The 20,021-nt window shown below is 65.1% G+C and carries 14 protein-coding genes, 1 tRNA gene, 1 pseudogene and 1 riboswitch; of the genes and pseudogenes, 7 read left to right on the forward strand and 9 right to left on the reverse strand.

Annotated features, from left to right (window positions below; all coding sequences use genetic code 11):
• From KZ813_RS12845 to KZ813_RS12855, 3 genes and pseudogenes are all read right to left on the reverse strand, one after another.
• Nucleotides 1–131, reverse strand: a pseudogene (locus KZ813_RS12845) (IS110 family transposase); the annotation flags it as partial.
• Nucleotides 132–388: 257 nt separating this feature from the next.
• Nucleotides 389–1,819: a HEPN domain-containing protein gene (locus tag KZ813_RS12850; protein WP_219755392.1), complete on the reverse strand. Its 1,431-nt coding sequence runs from the start codon at nucleotides 1,817–1,819 to the stop codon at nucleotides 389–391.
• 197 nt (nucleotides 1,820–2,016) lie between these two features.
• On the reverse strand, nucleotides 2,017–2,721 hold the full coding sequence (locus tag KZ813_RS12855; protein WP_219755393.1) for a TetR/AcrR family transcriptional regulator: 705 nt from the start codon (nucleotides 2,719–2,721) through the stop codon (nucleotides 2,017–2,019).
• 102 nt (nucleotides 2,722–2,823) lie between these two features.
• Between KZ813_RS12855 and KZ813_RS12860 the strand changes: the two genes are divergently transcribed.
• From KZ813_RS12860 to KZ813_RS12870, 3 genes are all read left to right on the forward strand, one after another.
• Nucleotides 2,824–3,684, forward strand: coding sequence for an NmrA family NAD(P)-binding protein (locus KZ813_RS12860; protein WP_219755394.1), 861 nt, complete (start codon nucleotides 2,824–2,826; stop codon nucleotides 3,682–3,684).
• A gap of 1,127 nt (nucleotides 3,685–4,811) precedes the next feature.
• Nucleotides 4,812–6,884: a TonB-dependent receptor domain-containing protein gene (locus KZ813_RS12865; protein WP_308461886.1), complete on the forward strand. Its 2,073-nt coding sequence runs from the start codon at nucleotides 4,812–4,814 to the stop codon at nucleotides 6,882–6,884.
• Between the two features lie 79 nt (nucleotides 6,885–6,963).
• On the forward strand, nucleotides 6,964–7,902 hold the full coding sequence (locus tag KZ813_RS12870; RefSeq protein WP_219755396.1) for an ABC transporter substrate-binding protein: 939 nt from the start codon (nucleotides 6,964–6,966) through the stop codon (nucleotides 7,900–7,902).
• Between the two features lie 17 nt (nucleotides 7,903–7,919).
• Here KZ813_RS12870 and KZ813_RS12875 read toward each other — a convergent pair whose 3' ends face one another.
• A complete protein-coding gene (locus KZ813_RS12875) occupies nucleotides 7,920–9,182 on the reverse strand; it encodes a class I SAM-dependent methyltransferase (RefSeq protein ID WP_219755397.1) in 1,263 nt (420 codons plus the stop codon).
• Between the two features lie 17 nt (nucleotides 9,183–9,199).
• Nucleotides 9,200–10,228 carry a LysR family transcriptional regulator gene (locus tag KZ813_RS12880; RefSeq protein WP_219755398.1) on the reverse strand — a complete coding sequence of 343 codons (1,029 nt, stop codon included), beginning with the start codon at nucleotides 10,226–10,228 and terminating at the stop codon, nucleotides 9,200–9,202.
• A gap of 134 nt (nucleotides 10,229–10,362) precedes the next feature.
• Nucleotides 10,363–10,567: riboswitch (cobalamin riboswitch) on the forward strand.
• Between the two features lie 101 nt (nucleotides 10,568–10,668).
• Between KZ813_RS12880 and KZ813_RS12885 the strand changes: the two genes are divergently transcribed.
• The 4 genes from KZ813_RS12885 (at nucleotide 10,669) to KZ813_RS20395 (ending at nucleotide 16,711) form a co-directional block, all read left to right on the forward strand.
• On the forward strand, nucleotides 10,669–12,843 hold the full coding sequence (locus KZ813_RS12885; RefSeq protein ID WP_219755399.1) for a TonB-dependent receptor: 2,175 nt from the start codon (nucleotides 10,669–10,671) through the stop codon (nucleotides 12,841–12,843).
• Nucleotides 12,844–12,909: 66 nt separating this feature from the next.
• Nucleotides 12,910–13,053, forward strand: coding sequence for a hypothetical protein (locus KZ813_RS12890; protein ID WP_219755400.1), 144 nt, complete (start codon nucleotides 12,910–12,912; stop codon nucleotides 13,051–13,053).
• Nucleotides 13,054–13,155: 102 nt separating this feature from the next.
• A complete protein-coding gene (locus KZ813_RS12895; RefSeq protein ID WP_219755401.1) occupies nucleotides 13,156–14,340 on the forward strand; it encodes a PepSY-associated transmembrane domain-containing protein in 1,185 nt (394 codons plus the stop codon).
• Between the two features lie 388 nt (nucleotides 14,341–14,728).
• Nucleotides 14,729–16,711: an AAA family ATPase gene (locus KZ813_RS20395; RefSeq protein ID WP_219755402.1), complete on the forward strand. Its 1,983-nt coding sequence runs from the start codon at nucleotides 14,729–14,731 to the stop codon at nucleotides 16,709–16,711.
• A gap of 93 nt (nucleotides 16,712–16,804) precedes the next feature.
• Here KZ813_RS20395 and KZ813_RS12905 read toward each other — a convergent pair whose 3' ends face one another.
• From KZ813_RS12905 to KZ813_RS12920, 4 genes are all read right to left on the reverse strand, one after another.
• Nucleotides 16,805–17,398, reverse strand: a complete 594-nt coding sequence (locus KZ813_RS12905) for a hypothetical protein (RefSeq protein WP_219755403.1) — start codon at nucleotides 17,396–17,398, stop codon at nucleotides 16,805–16,807.
• 388 nt (nucleotides 17,399–17,786) lie between these two features.
• Nucleotides 17,787–18,392 (reverse strand): replication protein A, encoded by a 606-nt coding sequence (locus tag KZ813_RS12910; RefSeq protein ID WP_219755404.1) that lies wholly within the window; start codon nucleotides 18,390–18,392, stop codon nucleotides 17,787–17,789.
• A 73-nt stretch (nucleotides 18,393–18,465) separates the two neighbouring features.
• Nucleotides 18,466–19,770: a tyrosine-type recombinase/integrase gene (locus KZ813_RS12915; protein ID WP_219755405.1), complete on the reverse strand. Its 1,305-nt coding sequence runs from the start codon at nucleotides 19,768–19,770 to the stop codon at nucleotides 18,466–18,468.
• 160 nt (nucleotides 19,771–19,930) lie between these two features.
• A tRNA-Tyr gene (locus tag KZ813_RS12920) sits at nucleotides 19,931–20,016 on the reverse strand.
• Nucleotides 20,017–20,021: the final 5 nt, after the last annotated feature.

Here is a 20,021-nt window from a genome sequence, read left to right on the forward strand (position 1 = left end):
GTCGAAAAGAACGGCAGAACCTGATCACGCCGAAGCTTCTTGCGGAACACGACCCCGCCGCTCGCATCCTCACCGTGAGCCTGAAAAACCGACTTGGCCAGATCGATGCCGACTGTGCTAACCTCACTCACGGACGCCTCCTACAGTGGTGTTTCAACACCTCCACTCTGGCACATCGATGCCGTCAGGGGGCGTCCACCCCAACGAAGTTGGTGAACGGCACAGGCAATTTGGACGGCCGGGTATGGGTCCTCAAGGCGAAATCCGCCGAGATCATCCGGGACTAACCCCGACACCGTAGGCCGAACTCCGCGCGAGCGAGCGGATTGGCGCGCCATTCTCCTTTGTCGAACTCGTCTGGTTGAGGGTGGTACTCAGGTCACCTGCATCAGCGGCCGATGAGCAGCTCCGCGTCAATGCGCGCGGGCGTGAGAAATTTAGGGTTCTCGAGGATAGCACGGAGGACGGTCCGGAGGACGCCAAGCGCCACCTCCCGGACCTGTGCGCCGTTATCCGCCGTGGTCTTGCTCCTCCGGCCGACGCCGTGCACGATGCGCGAGCGAGCCTCGTATGTACCCTTCACCGCTGCGCTGACGGCGGGGCCGCTGCCCGGATCGAGGAGGTTGGCGAGCGCCGCCGCCCGGAGCCGAAGCTTGTAGCCGATCGCTTGGCCGTCGCCGTCGCCCAGCAGGATCTCGAGCGCGATCGTGGCGTCGAGCACCGCGTCGGCGACGTCGAGGCGGATCATTGCGCCGTTCAGACGGCGTAGCGCGAGCTCCACTCGCTCATCTCCGGCGTGCCGTATCCTCGCGAGCACGGTACTCACGGCGAGCATTTCCTCGCGGGTGATGGTGGGCAGATCCTCCCGCATCCAGCCGAAATCGTCAAACTGCTCAGGATAGCGCCGCGCACCTGCGTCATGCACCTCGGGCGGCAGGTCGGTGTGCAGGTGGGTCCATCCACGCGCGACCCTCAGCTCCTGTGCGTAGCCGGTCGCGACCCCCGTCGTCAGCCGCAGTGCCGCGAACAGCTCCTCGATCACGTCGCGGAGCGCGGGCGTGCGTGCCGCGAGGTTAGTCGACATCTGCATCCAGGGAAGATTCGGCCACTGCCACCCGGTGACGACGAAGGCGTGGGTCGCGGCGGCGACCACGCCTTCGTGACCGTTTGCGCCGTAGGCCTTCACCGCCCAGCGTCTCTTCTGGAGCGCCTCGCTCATCCTGATGATGTAGGCGTCATGGGCGAGGCGGAGCCGGTCGAAGTCGAACCTAACAAGCGCGATCAGGATGACGGCCGCGACTTTCAGCTGGCGATCGAAGAATCCCCGCAGGATCGGCATGAGCACCGCCCAGCGTCGGGTCCCGTCGTATGACGCATCGCCGTACCGCTGGAGAAACCGGTTCGCGGCATGAGCGAGCTGTATCTCGATCATTATACGTGCGAGGTTCAGGCCTGCGGGCGCTTCGGCGAGCGACAGGGGCGTCAGCGAGATCGCGCAGTCAGGATGGGCCATGACGAAATCCACTAGCGCGTCGACCTCCGCGAACCGCCCCTCTTCGAGCTTGCGGGTGTTGAAGGGGCCCCCCGATTGCCGGGGTGGCTCCAGCAGGTCCGCGTATTGGAGTGGCCCGCGCTCCTCGTAGTAGGTGCCGTTCGTCAGCGACGGCATCCCGTTGTCTCGCATGGTGAGGGACGGCTCCCCGGTCTTCTGGCGAGGCGTCCGGCCCTTGGCGAGTTCGGTGCGGATCGCATTTATTACCGCGGCCAGCGCCCCGTCGAACAGCTGTCGTCCGAGTTTGGAATCGACGTCGTCCATCATGCCGCCACCATCAGCGCTTCCGCCCGTCATTGCATCCTTGAATCGACGTCGCGGCCTCGAACCGACCTGCCTTCCAATCTGACCGTTGAGGCGCCTCCGAACCGTCCGCCAATCAGACCCTGAACCAATGTCGAATTTCGGGAATCGCTCAAGCACCCGTGAATGGCCGGAACTGGGTCGCCGCCGCCGCGCTCGGCTCAGCCGGCGATCCGGTCCAGCAGCTCGCGCATGAGCAATCGCTCGCCGGGCGAGAGCGCCGTCGCTTCGTCCAGATGTGCACGCAGGCCGATCGCGAGCGATGCTGATGCTGCCGGGCGGGGTTCGTCATCCTCACTTACCAGGACGCCGAGCACCGCGTCCAGCGCCAGCCTGCCCAACTCGGGATCGCGCCGGTCCGAGGGCGTGGCGAGGAGCGTGGTCACCGCTCCCACTCCCGCGGCGTGGATCAGCGCAACCGCGCGCTCCTCGGGCACGCGCAACCGACCCGCACGCGCGATCAACGCCACACGCTCCCGCAACACCGCCAGACCGGCCAGCGTCGCGGGCGACGGCGGGGCCGTTCGCCCCACCTCGCTCATGATCGCGAACACGGCCGGGTTGTCGAGGCCGAACGTGATGTAGCGTTCCCAGGCGCCCCGAAGATCGCGAACCGGGTCGGGATCGCGCGGTTCCTGTTCCTTCTCCCTGACGAGTGCCGCGAGCCCATGCTCGGCTACCGCATCAAGCAACCCGCGCTTGTCGCCGAAAAGCCGATAGAGGGTGGGTGCCTGAACCGACGCCGCGGCGGCAACGGCGCGGGTCGTGAGCGCAGCGACGCCGCCTGTCGTCACAAGATCGGACGCGGCTTGGAGGATGCGGGCCCGCGCGTCCGGCGCCTCGGCTGCGAGATCCTGCTCGGTCATCTCGGCTCGTTAGCATCGATGCGCGGAAGCCGATAGCGGCGATTGCGCTGCCGTGTTATCGGCGCTAGTACACTCGCGTTTCCACTGTTCACGGGTGCTGTCATGATTGTCGTCACCGGAGCCGCCGGCCAACTCGGTCGCCAAGTCGTCGAGAAGCTCTGCACGATGATCGACCCGCACCGGATCGGGATCAGCGTGCGCGATCCGAAGCAGGCTGAGGCGCTGGCGGAGCGTGGTGTCCGCGTGCGCCGCGGCGACTTTGACGATGCGACGAGCCTGGCTGCCGCCTTCGTGGGCGCGGAACGGGTGCTGATCGTGTCGGCCAACAAGCTGGGCGAGGAGGCACGTCGCCTCCACCGCAACGCGATCGAGGCTGCGCGTGCGGCCGGTGCGCGCCGCATCCTCTACACCAGCCACATGGGAGCGCGCGCCGGCTCGTCGTTTGCGCCCGGCGACCAGCACGCCGCGACGGAAGACGATCTCGCCCGTGCCGAGGTCCCGTTCACCTCGCTGCGCCATGGCTTCTATGCCGAGAGCTGCCTGATGATGGTCGGCGACGCGCTCCGCCAGGGCGAGCTGCGCGCCCCCGAAGATGGCCCGGTGAGCTGGACGACGCGCGCCGACCTCGCCGAAGCTGATGCGGCCATTCTGGCCGGCCGTGCATCGTTCGAGGGTCTCTCGCCTCCGCTCACGGCGGCGAGGGCGATCACCATGGCGGAGCTGTCCGCGATCGCTTCCGAGGTCACCGGAAAAGACATCAAGCACACGACGGTGACGGACGAGGAGTGGCGATTGGCGAAGATCGTTGCTGGCACGCCCGAAATCTACGCGGACATGCTGCTCGGCATGTTCCAGGCAGCCCGGCGCGGAGACTTTGCCGCGACTGATCCAGCTCTAGGCACGCTTCTCGGTCGCGAACCGGTCAATATGCGTGAGGTGCTGTCGCAGCATCTGGCACGTTGACCCGCGAAGACACGGCCGTGCCGAGAGGGATGAGAACCGACCGGCTGACCTGAACAAATGACCGCTTCAGGGAAGCGGTAGCACGCGCCTGAGCGGCCGGGATTGGGTCGCTTAGCCGTGGTCCTCTTGAGGTATACCTAAAACGAACCCGCTATTTCTGCAAATCCGCCACCAGCCTGGTAGCCGGTCATGCAGCCATCCTGGCGCCGCGCTGGCGAGGCAATGCCATCCTAGTGATCGAAAGAAATCTTAAAAATGTTACCATGTTCTTCCGCCATTGGCCTTGTAGGCTACGATCGCTGCGAGGAGGCAACTTGGCACGCCGAACACGATCAGAACTACATAGAATTTAGGATCTGTAAACGCATTTCCCGTGCTAGATGTGATTGTCCAAGACAATCACCACGCCGACATCGCTAAAATTGGTGACATGAGGCTCGTCCAAAATGTGGGGCCAACATATTTATCCCGACTTACGGCGGCACGGTTAGCCACCTAGATAGCCCAAGCTAATAGGCCAGCTATTACGATTATAGCAGTAATGTTCGTCATTGCTCCCTCCGTCACACGAGCCCAGCCTCCTTCAGGCTGGGTTTGTGCGAGTTACTACGCTATATAAATCATCGATAATGAGGGCGGCCAATCTGAAGCCGCGCTCGATCGCATCGACCTCACGGTGGCCGTCGGCCCAGAACGATGCATCGGCAAACGCCAGCGCGCTAACGGCTCACTAGACGCCCTGAGCCTCAACCCCCCACCCATCGGCCGAAGCGCTGACCTGGTAATTTCACTTACCAGATAATCATGAGCGAACGGGGTCATTGGCAAGGTGGGAACGCCGCTCACCGGAGCGGTTTATGCGGCGCTGCTCGGCTCCTCAGACCGGCAGCCTATGTACCCAGGTGGAGCCACAAGCCGCCCGCTTCGTGATCTCATATTCAAATAAAGCATATTCGCGAACGTGCGTTGATCAGGCTCAGTGCATTAGCTACTCCGCTGCAAACGGCTCGCATTAGCAAGGGTTGGTGGATCGCTAGCCGGCAAGCATGGGGGCGGGAAGCGCAACGCGGCCATCTCTCGTGGCCGCGCCAACGCGCTTGCCCGGTACTCCGGATGGGGGAACTGACGTGAATTTGCGCGCACTTCTTTTCGCGACCTCGACGCTCCCGCCTTTGATCATGCCGGTTTACGCCGCTGCGCAGGAGACAATTGAGGCGGCGTCGAACTCTGGCGAAGAGAAGCTGCCGGCCGACATCGTTGTTAGCGCCACGGGCTACGAACTAAACGTCCAGCAGGCACCTGCCACCATCTCGGTGATCACCGAAAAAGAGATCCGCCAGCGCTCCTACACGGATATTACCGATGTTCTGGTGAATGTACCCGGTGTCCACATCCAAGGCGGCGGAGTGGAACAGTCGGTCATGATCCGGGGAATGGGATCTGACTACACGCTGTTCCTGATCGACGGGAAGCGCGTTCAGGACAATCAGGCGTTCGGGCTCAACGGCCAGCAAGCCGGCACGCCCATAAACCTGCTGCCCCCACTCGACACGATCGAGCGGATCGAGGTCATTCGCGGCCCCGCTTCATCCCTATACGGTTCGGACGCCATAGGCGGCGTGATCAACATCATCACGAAGAAGGTCGTGAACGATTTCGGCGGAAGCCTGACGGCCGAGTACATCGCTGCCGGCCCCGGCAACGATGTGACGCGGGACGGTTTCAACAGCAGCTTTGCGCTCAACGTTCCGGTTCTCCGCGATCGGTTGTCGCTGCAGGTGACGGGAGGCCTACGCCTCCAGCAGGAAGCTGATTTCATAGGCGGCGCAGACTCGGCGGCTGCCGACCCCGACTTCAAACGGCGCAACATAGCTGGCAAGCTTGGCTTCCGTCTGGACGATGCCAACACGTTCACCGCTGGCATCAATCACACGATCCAGGAGCGCACCGCCAACCCGGGCCGCAGCCTGGCTCCGGCCGACGAGCGCACCTACAGCAAGACGCTGCGCGACAATTACTTCCTCACGCATGAGGGGCGCTATGGCACCGCAGCGTGGAGCAGCTACGTCACCTATGATACCTCCTCCAACCCCACTAGGATCAATTCAACTACAGGAAACGGCATCGACTTCGACACGCTCGTTGCCAACAGCCAAATCGCCGCCCCCGTTGGCCGGCACAAGATCGTCGGTGGCCTCAACTACTTTCATGAGGAGCTGCAGGACGGGGCGACCAACGGTCTCAATCTTCCCGGCTTCGTCGTGCCCACCGACGTCGTCACGATGGACCGCAAGCAATATGCCGCCTTCCTGGAGGATAATTGGGAGATCGTGGATGACCTCTCGTTGCTCCTCAGCGGTCGGCTGGACCATAGCGACGCCTTCGGCACACGTTTCAGCCCCAAAGCTTATGCCGTACTAGACGTGACCGACGCTCTGACGGTGAAGGGCGGAATGACGCAGGGTTACAAGGTGCCTAGCCTGCGCATGGCCGCCACGGACTTTGGCTCCACCTCGATGGGTGGCGTCATCATCGGCAATCCCGATCTAAAGCCGGAGATAACAACCAATTACGAGATCGGCGTCTCCTATGTCGATCCGAACCTCGGCCTTTCTGCGAGCCTCACCGCGTACAAAAGCGAGTTCACGGACAAGCTTCTGCGCACCGGCCGCATCTGCGCGCAGAATGTTCAATGCGACTATATGGGCACGACCTATCCGGCGCACCCATTCGGCTACACGTCGTACATCAATGTCGACAGCGCGGAGCTCAAGGGTCTCGAGTGGACGATCGATTGGAAGGTCGTTCCACAGCTGCGCTACCGCCACAGCTACACCTACTCGCAGACTGAGCAAACCTCAGGCGCGAATGAAGGTAAGCCGCTGAACGATATTCCCGAGCACATGTTCAATGCGTCACTCGACTGGACGCCGACGCGGGCGCTGCGAGTCTGGAGCCAGCTGAATTACCGTGGGCGCACGTCCGGACGAACGGTGAACGCCAGCGGTTCAGGCTCCAACGATTTCCGCTACCCACCCTACACCTTCTACAATCTGGGCGTCGGCTACGACGTCACCCGTCGCCTTGTCCTGAACGCTGGCGTCTACAACCTCACCAACAAGCAGGTCACGCCGGAAGATGGCTTTGCCTACATCCTCGACGGGCGTCGCTTCAGTGCGTCCATCAACGTCCGCTTCTGAGCAGGATAGAGACATGATGATCCCTACACATGCCCGATCGCTGGGCCGCGCTAGTGTCGGTGTGGCGCTATGTGTCGCAATGCCGACCGCGTCCGCGTCGGCGCGCGAGGTCGCGGCCACCCACGCCCAGGGCGAAACCGTACTGACGGGCACGCCGCGCAGAGTGGCGGTGTTCGATCTAGCCGCATTGGACATCCTGACGACGCTGGGCGTCGAGGCGGTAGTTGGTGTTCCCAAAGGAGGCGGCAAAGCCACCCTCCCGCCGCCTCTATGGCGCTACGCCGACACGCGCTACGCCGACGTCGGCACGCTGTTCGAGCCGGACGCGGCTGCGCTCACCGCGCTCAAGCCTGACCTGATCGTCGTTGGTGGGCGCTCCGCACGCAGCTTTGACAAGGCGAAGGCGATCGCGCCGACGATCGACCTATCTGTTAGAGGCCAAGGACTGGCGCGTGCTGCGATCGAGAACACGCGCAAGCTCGGGAGCCTGTTCGGCGTTGCCGACCGCGCGGAAAGCCGCGTCGCCGCGTTCGAGGCGCAGCTGTCCCGATTGCACGCCAAGGCCGCTCATGCCGGCACGGGCTTGGTCCTGTTCGTGACGGGGCGTGGCGCGATGGTTCACGCACCAGGCGATCGCTTCGGAACCGCCTATGACTTCATCGGCATTCGCGCAGCCGTCGCGCCGGTGGCCAAGCGAGGGACGGAACCCCGACCGGCGCCTGGGACCGCCGAGGCAGCGGCAGCCGCGCAACGTGGACAGGCAGCACTGGCGGCCGCGTTGGCAAGCGAGCCCGACTGGCTGATCGTGCTCGACCGCGCGGCCGCGACCGGCAAGCCGCCGAGCCCGATCGCCGAGCGCTTGGGCGCACACCCGCAGATTGCCGCTAGTAGGTCCTGGAAGGAGGGTCGGGTAATCTATCTGGATCCGAAAGGCTGGTATCTCGTCGGCGCCGGCATAGACGTCTTGTCGAGAAGTGCCGCTGCCACACTCAAAGCCCTGGAAGGCGTTCAGCCCTGAAGTGAGGTTTCTGCGCGTCACGCGATGGCCGTGGCGCAAGCGGGAACGAGCTGCAGGGGAACGTCGTGCTCCGCAAGCCAGCTGCCTAGCCTGAGACTGCGCTCGTCCGTTACAGGGGCGTTCGCCAGCATAGGATGGGCAAGCTGCTGCATCATCAGCAGCTGCACCACCTGTAAAAGCTCGCCGATATCGCCGTCGAGTGCGGGTAATCGCGCCAACTCCGCCCCGCTTGCCGGACCGGTGGCAAGCCGCTCCAGCACCGGCGTGTAGCTCGAGGCGGGGCCCTCAACCGACCCGATCGGCGTCGTGAAGGTGACCGGACCGCGTCTGGGCGCAGCGGGCAAAGCGGTGAAGCGGGTTGAGGACAAGCTGGCGGCCACGATCGATCCGCTGACGCTGCGAGCTCCCTTCTGGAACAAGTCGGTGCGCTGGTGCGCGTTGCGGGCCATGTCCTTCAGGGTCTCCGCTAGCGCTGGCACAGCGGTGCGCCGGATCAGCCCCTGCAGGCCACCGGGCACCGATAGCGACGGGTCCAGATTGTTGAACACGTCCGCGCTGCCGATATAGGTCAGGCCTGACCCGGCGACCTGCTGATGCACATTCGCCGAATGAGCGGGCTCCCAGTGATCGGTCAGGAACTCGTGCGCGAGATCGGCCGGTTGCCGCCGGGCCATGTTGGCGAGATGCCGGTGCATCGCCGGTTCTTCGGTGAAGGCCCCACCCGCGGCAACTTGCGCGAGCAGTCTCATTCCCGTCTGTGCCTGGCGAGTTGAGGGTCCGGGCATGTGATGCGCGCAAAGATTGAGCAGGTGCTGCAACGGCGCGAGCTGCGTCGAGCCGGGATGACACATGTAGTGAAGGTAGAACAATCCGCCCGGAATGAGGCATCGTGCTGCGATGTCGATCAGGTGCTGCTGATCCTCGGCTGCGATCCAAGACCACACCCCGTGACAGGTGACGAAGTCGAACTGCTCTCCGCAGACGGCTCCGAACGACGCGAAATCGGCATGGACAAATTCGACGTTGCCGATGCCCGCCGCGGCTGCCGCCTGGCGCGCGGTGTCCAAATGCTCTTTGTTGAAATCGACGCCGACGAAACGCGAGGTCGGATGGCAGGCAGCAGCGATCAGCAGGTTGACTCCTGCGCCACAGCCCAGCTCGCAGAGGGTGAAATCCCGCGCTACGTCGGGCGCCACGATGCCTAGGAATCCGGCTACCGTGGCAAGCCAGAGCGGTTGCATCTCCTTGTAGAAGAAGGTCGGATAGCTGACGTCGGACACATAGCCGGCGGTCCTTGTCACGAAGCGAGGCCCAGCTGGGGTGTGGCGAAGCGCTTCGCTTGGGCGACAAGGTCCGGCTGACCAGAGGCCAGCATGTCAGTGAGCCACTGGGTAGCCGCGTCGCGGACGCTGCGCTCATGCACCAGCGCCCAATAGCCGAAACCCGCTATTTCGTCAGGTGCGGAAAGACAGGCGAGGTTGTGCAGGTTCGCGAACCGGTTTGCGGCTCGCGAAGGCATGGTCAGGATCGCATCGCTGCCGCCAATCAGGTCAGGCGCAGCGTAGAAGTAGGGCACGCGCACCAGAACCTGACGGCGGGCGCTCAGCTCCGCCAGGCAGGTGTCAACGTGATCATACCCGGCAGCACCGATGCTGATCGCGATATGTGGCCAAGCGAGATAATCGTGGAACGACAACGCGGTGGCACCGGATGACAACAGCGGATGATCCCGCCTCAGGATCACTGACTGGGTCTCCTGGAACAATGGGCGAGCATGAGCCACCGCTTGATCGGGATTGAACCCATGCACGATGATGTCGATCTCGCCAGCGGCAAGCTTCTGAAACATGTCCTCGCTATACGGTGTCACATCGATGCGGCAGGCCGGTGCGACGGCTTGGATCGAGGGGAGCATCGGACTAAGGACCGACAGGACGCCGTAGTCGCTTGCCGCGACAGTGAAGCGCCGGTCCAGCGTGGCGGGGCTGAACGTGGCCGGCTGAAGAAGGGTCGACGTGGTCGCCAGCCAAGCCTCCAGGGGCTGCGCTAGCTCTGCTCCGCGTTGCGTCAACGCCATCCTACCACCTGAACGCACCAGAAGCGGGTCGGCGAGGGCGGCACGGAGCTGACCCAGCGAACGACTGACCGTCGGCTGGCTGACGCCCATGCGCTTCGCCGCCCGGCTGATACTTCGAGTTTGCAGCAGGATCGCGAGGGTCGTGAGCAGGTTGGCGTCGACTGGCTTGATCGGTGAGGTTCCTTGCGAGTGAGCCGCAATATCTATGTGCAGCGAAGTACGACAGAGGCGAACAGCGATAGCCACCATTCGACACAAACCTCTGTCCGCTTAGGAGCGGCCGGCAGCGAGCGTTGGACGCTGAGGTGACTGGTTCGCCGTACGACTAGGTGCTGACATATAAAGATATCTTTATATGATCTTGACGCGCCTTGCTGGCTCGCCGATGCGACGCAGGTCAAGGTTCTTCGGTCGGCTCGCCGCGCCGAAGCTAAGACGGGAAGCCGGTGCGATGCCGGCGCTGCCCCCGCAACTGTGAGCGGCGAGCAGGTGGTCGCTCCGTGTCACTGGTCGCTTGAGCGGCCGGGAAGGCCAGACCATCCGCACCGACCCGCGAGCCAGGAGACCTGCCTCGACGCCATAACGTCCACCGGCGGGGTGCCCGGTCTGGCCGCTCGCATGCCGCGGCCGGGCCTCCCGTCCGCGCGCGCCGGTGTCTGGTCCGCGTGCCCCGTCCTTCATCGGGGTATATGAAGATGATCGACACCTACCGCCCGGCGACGCATGTCGCCGCGCTGCTGCTCGTCACCTGTTCCTCCGGCGCGCTGGCACAGGACGACTTTCGCGTACCGCCGTGCGACGACATCCTGGTGGTCGGCCGCGGCGACGGCGCGCTCGGCCGACCGAGCGCGACCGGCAGCCGCCTCGGCCTCACGCCGCTCGAACTGCCCGCCAGCGTCGCGACCGTCGACGGCGACGTGATCCGTGCCCGCGGCGATCTTACCGTCGTCGAGGCGGTGTCGCGCGCGCCCGGCATCACCGCCGCGGCCAATGCCGGGAACGGCAACACCGCGCTCGCCGCGCGCGGCTTCGTCGGCCAGGGCTCGGTGCTGCAACTGGTCGACGGCATCCGGCTGTTCCCGGTCGCCGGCACGATCACCTTCCCGACCGATCCCTGGACCGTCGACCGGATCGAGGTGCTGACCGGTCCCGCCTCGGTGCTCTACGGCCAGGGCGCGCTCGGCGGCGCGGTCAACGTCGTCTCGCGCACGCAGAGCGACACTGCACGCTACGACGCGGAGCTGAGCTATGGCGCGCAGGACACATGGCATGTCGCGGCGGGGGCGGGCGGTCCGCTCGGGGAGATGCTGGGCTACAGGCTGGACGCGAGCTACCGTCGCTCGGACGGTTGGGTCGACCGCGGCGACAACCACAGCCTGGCGCTGTCAGGCGCGCTGCGCCTCGGGCCGAGTGAGCGCCTCACCCTCACGCTGCGCGGCGACTATGGCGACGTCGCGCCGATGCGCTACTGGGGCACGCCGCTGATCGACGGCCGGCTTGATCCGCGCAACCGGCGCCGCAACTACGCCGTCGCCGACGCCGACATCCGCTTCCGCGACGATCGCCAGACGCTCGTCGCCGAGTGGGCGGTCAGCGACGCGGTGACGCTCACCAACGCCGCCTATCGGCTCGCCAGCAAGCGCAGCTGGTACGACCTCGAGAGTTACGCCTGGGCGCCGGCGGACGGTCGGCCGAACGGCGTTATCGAACGCTCGGACAATCTCGGCATCGTTCAGGACATCGCGCAGTACGGTGACCAGGCCAGCGTGAAGCTGAGCACACCGCTGCGAGGTGGCCTCGCCAACGACCTGGTGCTCGGCGCCGAGGTCAATCGCGTGAACCTGCGCTACTCGAACAACTTCGCCGTCGCGGATCAGGCGGATACGGTCGACCCTTTCACTTTCGCTCCCGGTATGCTGGAGGACCGCGCGGCGACGCTGCCGCGCTATCGCACGACCACGACCGAGTGGAGCATCTTCGGCGAGGACCGGCTGCGGCTGTCGCATCGGCTCTCGCTGGTCGGCGGCTTCCGCTACGAGGAGGATGCGGTGCGCCGCCGCAACATCCTCTACGACGCGGCCGGAGCCCCAGTGGGCGAGGCGAACGCCTTCCCGGGCAGCGCGCGGGAGAAGAGGTTCCGCGACGCCACGTGGCGTGTCGGCACCGTCTACCAGCCCGCGCCGAGCATCTCGTTCTATGCGCAATATGCCACGGGCGTGGATCCGGTCGGCACGCTGACCACCTTCACCACCAGCGCGACGCAGTTCGCCTTCACGAACGCCAAGGGCGATCAGGTCGAGGCGGGCGCCAAGGCATCGCTCCTCGGCGGACGCGTAAACGCGACACTCGCCAGCTATCGCATCGTCAAGAACGACCTAGTCGCGCAGCGCGTCACCAACGGTCCGCTCGAGCAGATCGGGCGGCAGTCGTCGAAGGGGATCGAGGCGGCGCTGTCGCTCGCGCTCGCCCCGGGGTTCTCGATAGAGGCGAATGGGACGGTGCTTGACGCCCGCTTCGACGACTTCCTTAGCGGCAACGCGGATCTCTCCGGCAACACGCCGCCGAACGTGCCCGAGCGCGCCGGCAACCTTTGGCTCACCTGGGAGAGCCGCCGCGGCGTGCGCGCGCAGGCGGGGTTGCGCCACGTCGGTGCGCGCTTCGTCGACTCGGCCAACAGCGCGCGCGTGCCGGCCTATACCGTCGCTGACGGCAGCCTCTCGTTCGCGATCACGCCGGCGCTCGCGGGCGACGTGCGCGTCTACAACCTGTTCGACACCCGCTACGTGACCTCGACCTACGGCGCGGCGCAGTGGCTGCTCGGCCGGCCGCGCTCGCTCGACGTCGCGCTGCGCGCGCGGCTGTGAGATGTCGCGCTCATCCTGCCACCGGCGGCCAAGCGCTGGCTGTACCTGATCCACCGATGGATCGGCGTGGCCAGCTGCCTGCTCTTCCTCATGTGGTTCCTGTCCGGGCTGGTGATGCTCTACGTCCCGTACCCGACACTCACTAACGGCGAGGCGTTGGCCGGCCAGCAGCCGATCGACTGGCGCCAGGTGCACGTACCTCCACGGTAGGCCGAGCAGCTCGCTGGCTTGCCCGAACAGCCGCGCGCGATGCGGCTGGAGATGATGGCAGGCCGTTCAGTGTGGCGCGTGACTGGGAGAGCAGGCGAGCTCGTGACGATCGACGCCGAGACCGCGACGCCGGTTCGTAACGTCGGCAGCGCGGGGGCCGCGCGGATCGCGTCCGCCTTTGGTCGCGCACCGGTCGCCGGCATCGCACCCGTGGAGCGCGACCAGTGGACCGTCGCCGGACGCTATGATCCGCATCGACCGCTCTGGCGTGCGGCGCTGAAAGGGTCAGGCGGTCGTGCGCTCTACGTCTCCAGCCACACCGGCGCGGTGCTGCTCGACACCCACGCGCACGAGCGCTTCTGGAATTGGCTCGGCGCGGTGCCGCACTGGATCTACCCCACGGTGCTGCGCCAGCATCCGGAGGGCTGGCGGCAGGTGGTCATCTGGGTAGCGGGCCCGTGCGTGCTCGCCGCGATCACGGGCATGTGGATCGGCCTTTTGCGCGTTCGGCTCGGACAACGCCGCTTCAAGGGTGGGCGCGCGACACCGTACCGCGGATGGATGCTCTGGCACCATGCCGCCGGCCTTACAGGTGGCGTGATGCTGACTTTCTGGATCGTGAGCGGGTGGCTGTCGGTTGATCCCGGACACCTCTTCCGCGGTTCCGGCCTGAACGATCGCGCCCTTGCACGCTACGAACGCGTGGAGCTGCCGCCAATCGATCTTGCACGAGTTACTGCTGCCGGACCTACCGGCATCGTGCGTCTAGAGGTTATCCGTGCCGCCGGGCTGGTCTCGTTTGAACTGCGTAGCCGCAAAAGGCGTCTCGTCGTCGTCGCTGGCCGCGACAGCTACTCACCAAGCGTGACCCGCTTCGTGGGTGCGGCGCGCGAGCTGGTACATGGCGGCGACGCGGCGCGGGTGACCAGGCTTACTGCTCCCGATTTCTATTGGTACGGCATCGATGCCGAGCCACAGCTGCCCGCCCTGCGGCTACGCTTTAATGATCCAGTCGCGACGTGGCTGTACCTGGATCCGGCCACCGGCGCGGTGCTCGGTAGCATCGATCGGCGTGGCCGCGCGTACCGAGTTGCCTATGATCTGCTGCACCGCTGGGACGCCACTGCGCTGATTACGAACCGGCCTGTACGCCTAGCCTGGATCTGGCTCTTCTCAATCGCCGGAGTTGTCACCTCTGCAAGCGGCGTCTTGCTGGCGTGGCGGCGGCTCGAGCGAACATCCCGGGAAAATAAGCAGAGCATACCCTCGCTGCACACTGCGGCTTGAACAGCTTTCTCGCCGATGGCTCATAACGCTTCGAAGCCCATCACCGCCGCGGTCATCATCGCATGTGAGCTGAGAAGGAGAGTCCGATGCCCGACGGAGTGAGTTCAACGGATGCACGGCGCGCTCGGGTGCGCCGGCGCGATCCGCTCTGCACCGCCGTTTTACTGGACGGCTTCCAATGTAAGAAGGATACCGAAGAGGCACATCATTGGTTTCGGCGGTAGGCGAGCGATTTGCGAGAGCGTGAGGAGCACATGCAGGGAGTCTGCTCATCGTGCCACGCCGACGCGCACCGCTGGCCAGGACGCTTTCCACCAGACCTGCCCTTGCATGAGCCGTTCCGGCTAGACGTGATTGGTTGGCCGCGGCGCGAGGACTAAGCGACTTGGTGTCAGAACCGACCGGTTGTGACACTTGCTGGTGTAGGCTCGTCCGAAAAGCCAGGGGTGCGCAGGACCCGGTTTTCCATCAGCCCACCTTCAGTGCCGATACTCCTGTTGGCAAGATCCTATCGAGTCTGAAAGCCACCACAAAGCTGGCACCGCTCGAGGCGATGGCTCAGCTTACGGAAGACGAAGAAGGTCGGCTCGCCCAGCTTAATGAGGACTTGGCGCGCGACCCCCTTCGCGCCGCAACCGAGCAGCGCGCCGCCGCACAGACCCTGCAGCGTTTCTCGGATGACTTGGCAGTCACGCTCGCCAAGACAGCTGATGAGCCGCTTTCGAGCTTGCTGGCCCTAGCGGAGGACGCGCGCGATAAGCGTGCTGCCGCGAAGTTAGCAGCCGAAACCGCGTTCGGCGACGCGGTAATTCCAAGCGTCGGCGGTAACATCTGGCGCGCCCTCTGGGAAGCGGCGAGACGCTACTCGGTCGAGGTGGCTTATCGTGGACACCAGTTCCCACCTTCCACGACCGATGCGCATTGCGTGCTGTCCCTACAGACGCTGCCAGAGGACGCGTTGGCCCGGATGAGCGCGTTCGAGCGCTTCGTGCAGGCTGATACCGAGAAGGAAGCCGGCCAAGCAGAACGCGACTTTCAGACTGCGCTGCGGGCACTTGACGCCGCCCCGATCCGCATTGCCGCCTTTCCACTGCGCCGCCAGCTTACGCTTAAATCGAAAGCGACCGGGACAGCGGTGCTGCGTGCGCTCGCCACAGCGCGCCTGCGCCGGCGCATCGCAAACAATAGTGTGGACGAAACTGGCACGGTTCACATGCCCGACGCCGCTCCCGATCCGGTGCCGGCGATGCGCCAGGTTGTCATAGATATGCAGCGCTATGCCGGCGAACTGACGGCCGCGGCCGATCCCATTGGCCGCAAGGTGCTGGAAGACGAGCGTAATGCCCTGCGCGACCACAAGGCGCTCAACATGCTCTTGCCTAAAGTGCGCGTAGAGATCGATCGCCTGGTGCAACTCGCTCGATTGTCAAAGTGCTTGACCGAGACAACGACGAACGCGGTCACCTCTTTGGGCAACGGCATTGCCGATCAGGTCATCACGCCGCGCACGCGCGACCGCTTTCAGGAGGAAATCCAAAAGCTGGCAGCTAGCCGCGTGCGTGTCGATATCGTCCGTTCCGGCGGAAAATATGGATCGCCGCAATATCAAGTGAAATTGTTCGCTAACGACCGGGCGAAGGTGCATTCCGTACTAAGCGAGGGCGAGCAAACCTGCGTCGCCTTGGCCGTGTTCCTCGCCGAGCTGGCAACCGCCGGCCATTCGTCTTGCCTGGTGTTCGACGACCCAGTGTCGTCCTTGGATCATCGCTGGCGCCGTAAGGTGGCCGAGCGCCCGACCGAAGAGGTGGCCGTCCGCCAGATCGTCGTGTTCACACACGATCTGGTATTTCTCAACGATTTACAGACCCTTGCGCGCCAGCGTAGCGTTCCAATCAAAGAGATCTCCCTAACACAGACTGCCGTCGGTGCCGGAGTGGTCCACAAAGGACTTCCTTGGGCCGGACAGAAGATTCCCGAGCGATTAGACAATCTAGAGAAAGATGCCCGTGCCGCACGCCTGCTGTACGAGGCCCATGACGATGACGGGTATGCCGTTGCTGTAGCAAACTTTTACAACCGACTGCGCAGTACGTGGGAGCGCGCGCTCGAAGATCGAGCTTTTTGTAACGTCATCAACCGGCATCGCGACTACATCGATGCAAAGAACCTGAAGCGCGTAACCGTCCTTACCGAGACCGACACGGCATCCTGGGCTGCGGGATTTAAGATCTGTTGCGATATCACCAATGCCCACGATCCTTCACGAGGACGCAATGCATCACCTCTACCGCCCGACGATCTGCTGAAACACGTGGGGGAGTTGAAGGATTGGGCAGAAAATTTGCGGGTGCGTCAGGCTGCGATTGCCTAACCCTACGCGCTAACAAGCGACTACCGGATGGTGTCACAACCGAGCGGTTTTGACACTTCGACCCTGGATCGTCCGAGCCGAGAACGCGAGGCCTTATCGCGTATTCGCTTGTGCTCGGCTTTGGGCAACTGGCGGAACAGCACGAAGCCATGGATCGGATGCGGGGCGGTGACCCATGCCGCCGCGGCGACCGTGTCTCTGGCGGCGAGCCACGCGAGGCGTTCGAGCCGCTCCGCGACGCGCTTGCCGACCTTCGACGTGCTCGTCGTGCGGCAGGTCGTCGATCTCCTGCCCCTCGCCGGCATAATGGACGGTGGTCGAATAGCCCGGCATCGCGGTTAGGATGGTACGCGCCTGGATGTAGAGCAGGAAGTCGAGCGCGAGCGGTGAGCCCGCCGCGGCGTACTGCATCAGCTCGGCAGGGATCATGTCGCGCCGGACGAGCATCATCACCTGCTTGGCGTCCTTGGAGAGGCCGTAGCGCGCGCGCTCGGCCTCGGCGGGCGTCTGCGCGACCGCGCCGGCCTGCCGCCCCTTGGCGCCTCGCGGCGTCTCGACGCTCTTGGCGGCGCGATCGGTGAACCAGAACTCGACGTCGAACGCGCCGTCCTGATCAATCGAGGCAACCCCGACGACCGCGACTGCCTTCGGCAGGATGATTGTGCGCTGCACGGCCATCTCAGCCATCGGACTTGTGGTCTCCGACCGTCCGCTCGCGCCGACACACGCAGCCGACGCTGCCCACCACCCCCGCCGCGGCGCTTTTCCCCCCGCCGCGCCCGCCCCCTTTTCAGGTCGGTTTTGACGCAGCCGAACAGCACCTCCGCTCCCAGCGGCGGAGGTGGCGCATCTTCGCTGATGAGGAGGGACGCGGATCGACGCATCCGCGAGCGCCACAACCCGCGAAGTCCGGCACGGTTCCTGCTCCGCCCCCCTGGCAGCCCCGGAGCGGCGCAAGCCGCCACGCTCGACCGCCGAGTCTGAGCGGTCGAGGGGCGTGGGCCGCACGCTTTCGGCACGGGGGCGAACGGATCAACGCATGGCCTCGCCCTCGGCGACGCCATTCCTCATCTATCTAAACTCGTAGTGCCGGGTTCAGACCACCTGGCGGTATCGCGTTGCGGTCGATCGCGCGCCCGAGGCGAGCGAGCTCACGACCCAGTGCGGTGTCACCGGCGCGGAAGCGCGCCAGCTCCTCGGCCGACAGCGTCGCCAGCATCGCCGCGACGCGCTCCTCCTCCTCGCGCCGCCGCGTGACGTCGTCGTCGGGCGGCGGCGCACGGCCGAGCAGCCGCCGCACCAGCTCGGCGGCCGAGCGTGGCAGCGTCAGCCGGTAGGCGTTGCTGATCTGGCGCACCTGCGGGCCGAACGGCGCGGCGTCCTCGCGCGGGGCGAATCGACGGATCCAGTCGAGGAAGCCGTGCGCGCGCAGCCGCTTCAGAGCGGCGTGCACCGCGCTGCGCGTGCGCTGCAGCCGCTCGGCGAGATAGTCGATCGAGGGATCGAGCCGGCCGGTGCGAAAGTCGATGATCCGCATCATCTCACGCAGCACCTCGATCGCGATATGGCCGAGCGGACCGTTGCGCTTGCCCTTGCCCTCGCGGTCGTAGCGCTCGGCCGCGCGCATCCGCGCGTTGCGCTCGCGACGGTCGAAGGCCGACCAGAAGTCGCCCTCGCGCATGCCGATGCGGTAGCTCGAGCGGCGCACCGGCTGGCCCGTGCGGTGTCTCTTCGGCCCTACGGCCGTGACGATTTCATGGAGCGAACGCGCCGTCATCGACGCGCCTCCGCCAGCTGCTCTGGCGCTTGCCATACAGCAGCTGCTCGGGCAGCGGCAGGTCGACGGTGAGCAGGTCGGCCCATTCCTGCGCGATCTCGCGTCGCCGTGGCATGTAGGCGGCGCGATTGTACGCAGCCTCGACGCCGGAAGGCACGTGCGAGAGCATGAGATCGATCACCGCGCGATCGCCTTCGCGGCGCGCCTCCTTCGCGCGCTCGTTCATGATCGTCGAGAAGGTGGAGCGCCAGCCGTGCGGAACGTGAACACCGGAGAAACCCGCCTCGCGATAGCTCTTGCTCAGCGTCGAGTCGCTGAGCGGTCGGCGGGGCTGGCGCACGCTGCGAAAGATATAGCCTTCCACCGCACCTCGCGAGAGCGTGATGGCAACGTTCACGATGTCGACTGCTTGGCGCGAGAGCGGCACGATAAACTCGAAGGCGTCGTCGCGCTTCCGTTCGACGCCGAGCTTCAATTTGTCCGCCGGGACGCGCCAGATCGGGCTGGCACCGTCCAGATCCTCGAATTCGTGCGGTTCGGCCAGCCGCAGCGTCGCCGAGCGCACCGCGGTAAGCGCGAGCAACCGCGAGGCGAGTTTCGTCAGCGGATGCGCCGGCTGCTGCTCGGTTGCGAGAAGCACGTGGCGCGCCTGCTCGATCGTCCGCACCGCAGGGTACCTTCCCTTCGGCTTGCGGCCGAGCGCACGCCGCGTCACCGCCGCCGGATCCGTCTGCGCAAGGCCGAGCGCGATCGCGCGCGCGAACACTTCCGAGATCCGCTGGCGCGTGCGATGTGCCGTTTCCACCGCGCCGCGCGCCTCGATCGGGCGGAGCACCTCGAGCACTAGAGGGGTCGTCACCGCCGAAACTGGCAATTTGCCGATCTTCGGGAAGACGTCGTTGACGAGGCTGTTGAGGATAGTGCTGGCGTAACGCTCGGACCAGACAGGTAGCTGGCTGCGGTGCCAATCGCGCGCGATCAGCTCGAAGGTCGCCTGTGTCTCGGCAACTTGGGCCGCAACACGCTGGCGCTTCCTCACCGACGGATCGACACCGTCTCGCAGCGTGCGCGAGGCGTCCTCGCGCAACTGGCGCGCCCGCGCGAGCGAGATCTCTGGATAGGGGCCAAAGGTGAGCAGCTTCTCTTTGCCGCCGAAGCGATATCGCCAGCGCCAGGAGCGATACCCGCTGGGCAGCACGAAGAGGTAGAGACCGTGTGCGTCGGTGATCTTGTACGCAACGCCCCGCGGACTGGCTCGACGGCACGCCAGCTCGCTCAGCATCCGGTACCCCAGTTCGTCGGCGCAAATACCCGCACGATACCCTCGATCCGCTCGTGATTGCGGGGGTTGTGTTGAGCGTCAGTGGGACCGGAAACAACCCGGCAAGCCACGGGAACGTGGCCCGGATTGGCGGTGACTGGGACCAGGTGAGATAAGGTTTTGGTGGAAGGGGCTGGATTCGAACCAGCGTACACTTGCGTGGGCAGATTTACAGTCTGCTGCCTTTAACCACTCGGCCACCCTTCCACGAG

This window comes from Sphingomonas folli, from assembly GCF_019429525.1.
In the GTDB taxonomy this organism is placed as follows: Bacteria; Pseudomonadota; Alphaproteobacteria; order Sphingomonadales; family Sphingomonadaceae; genus Sphingomonas; species Sphingomonas folii.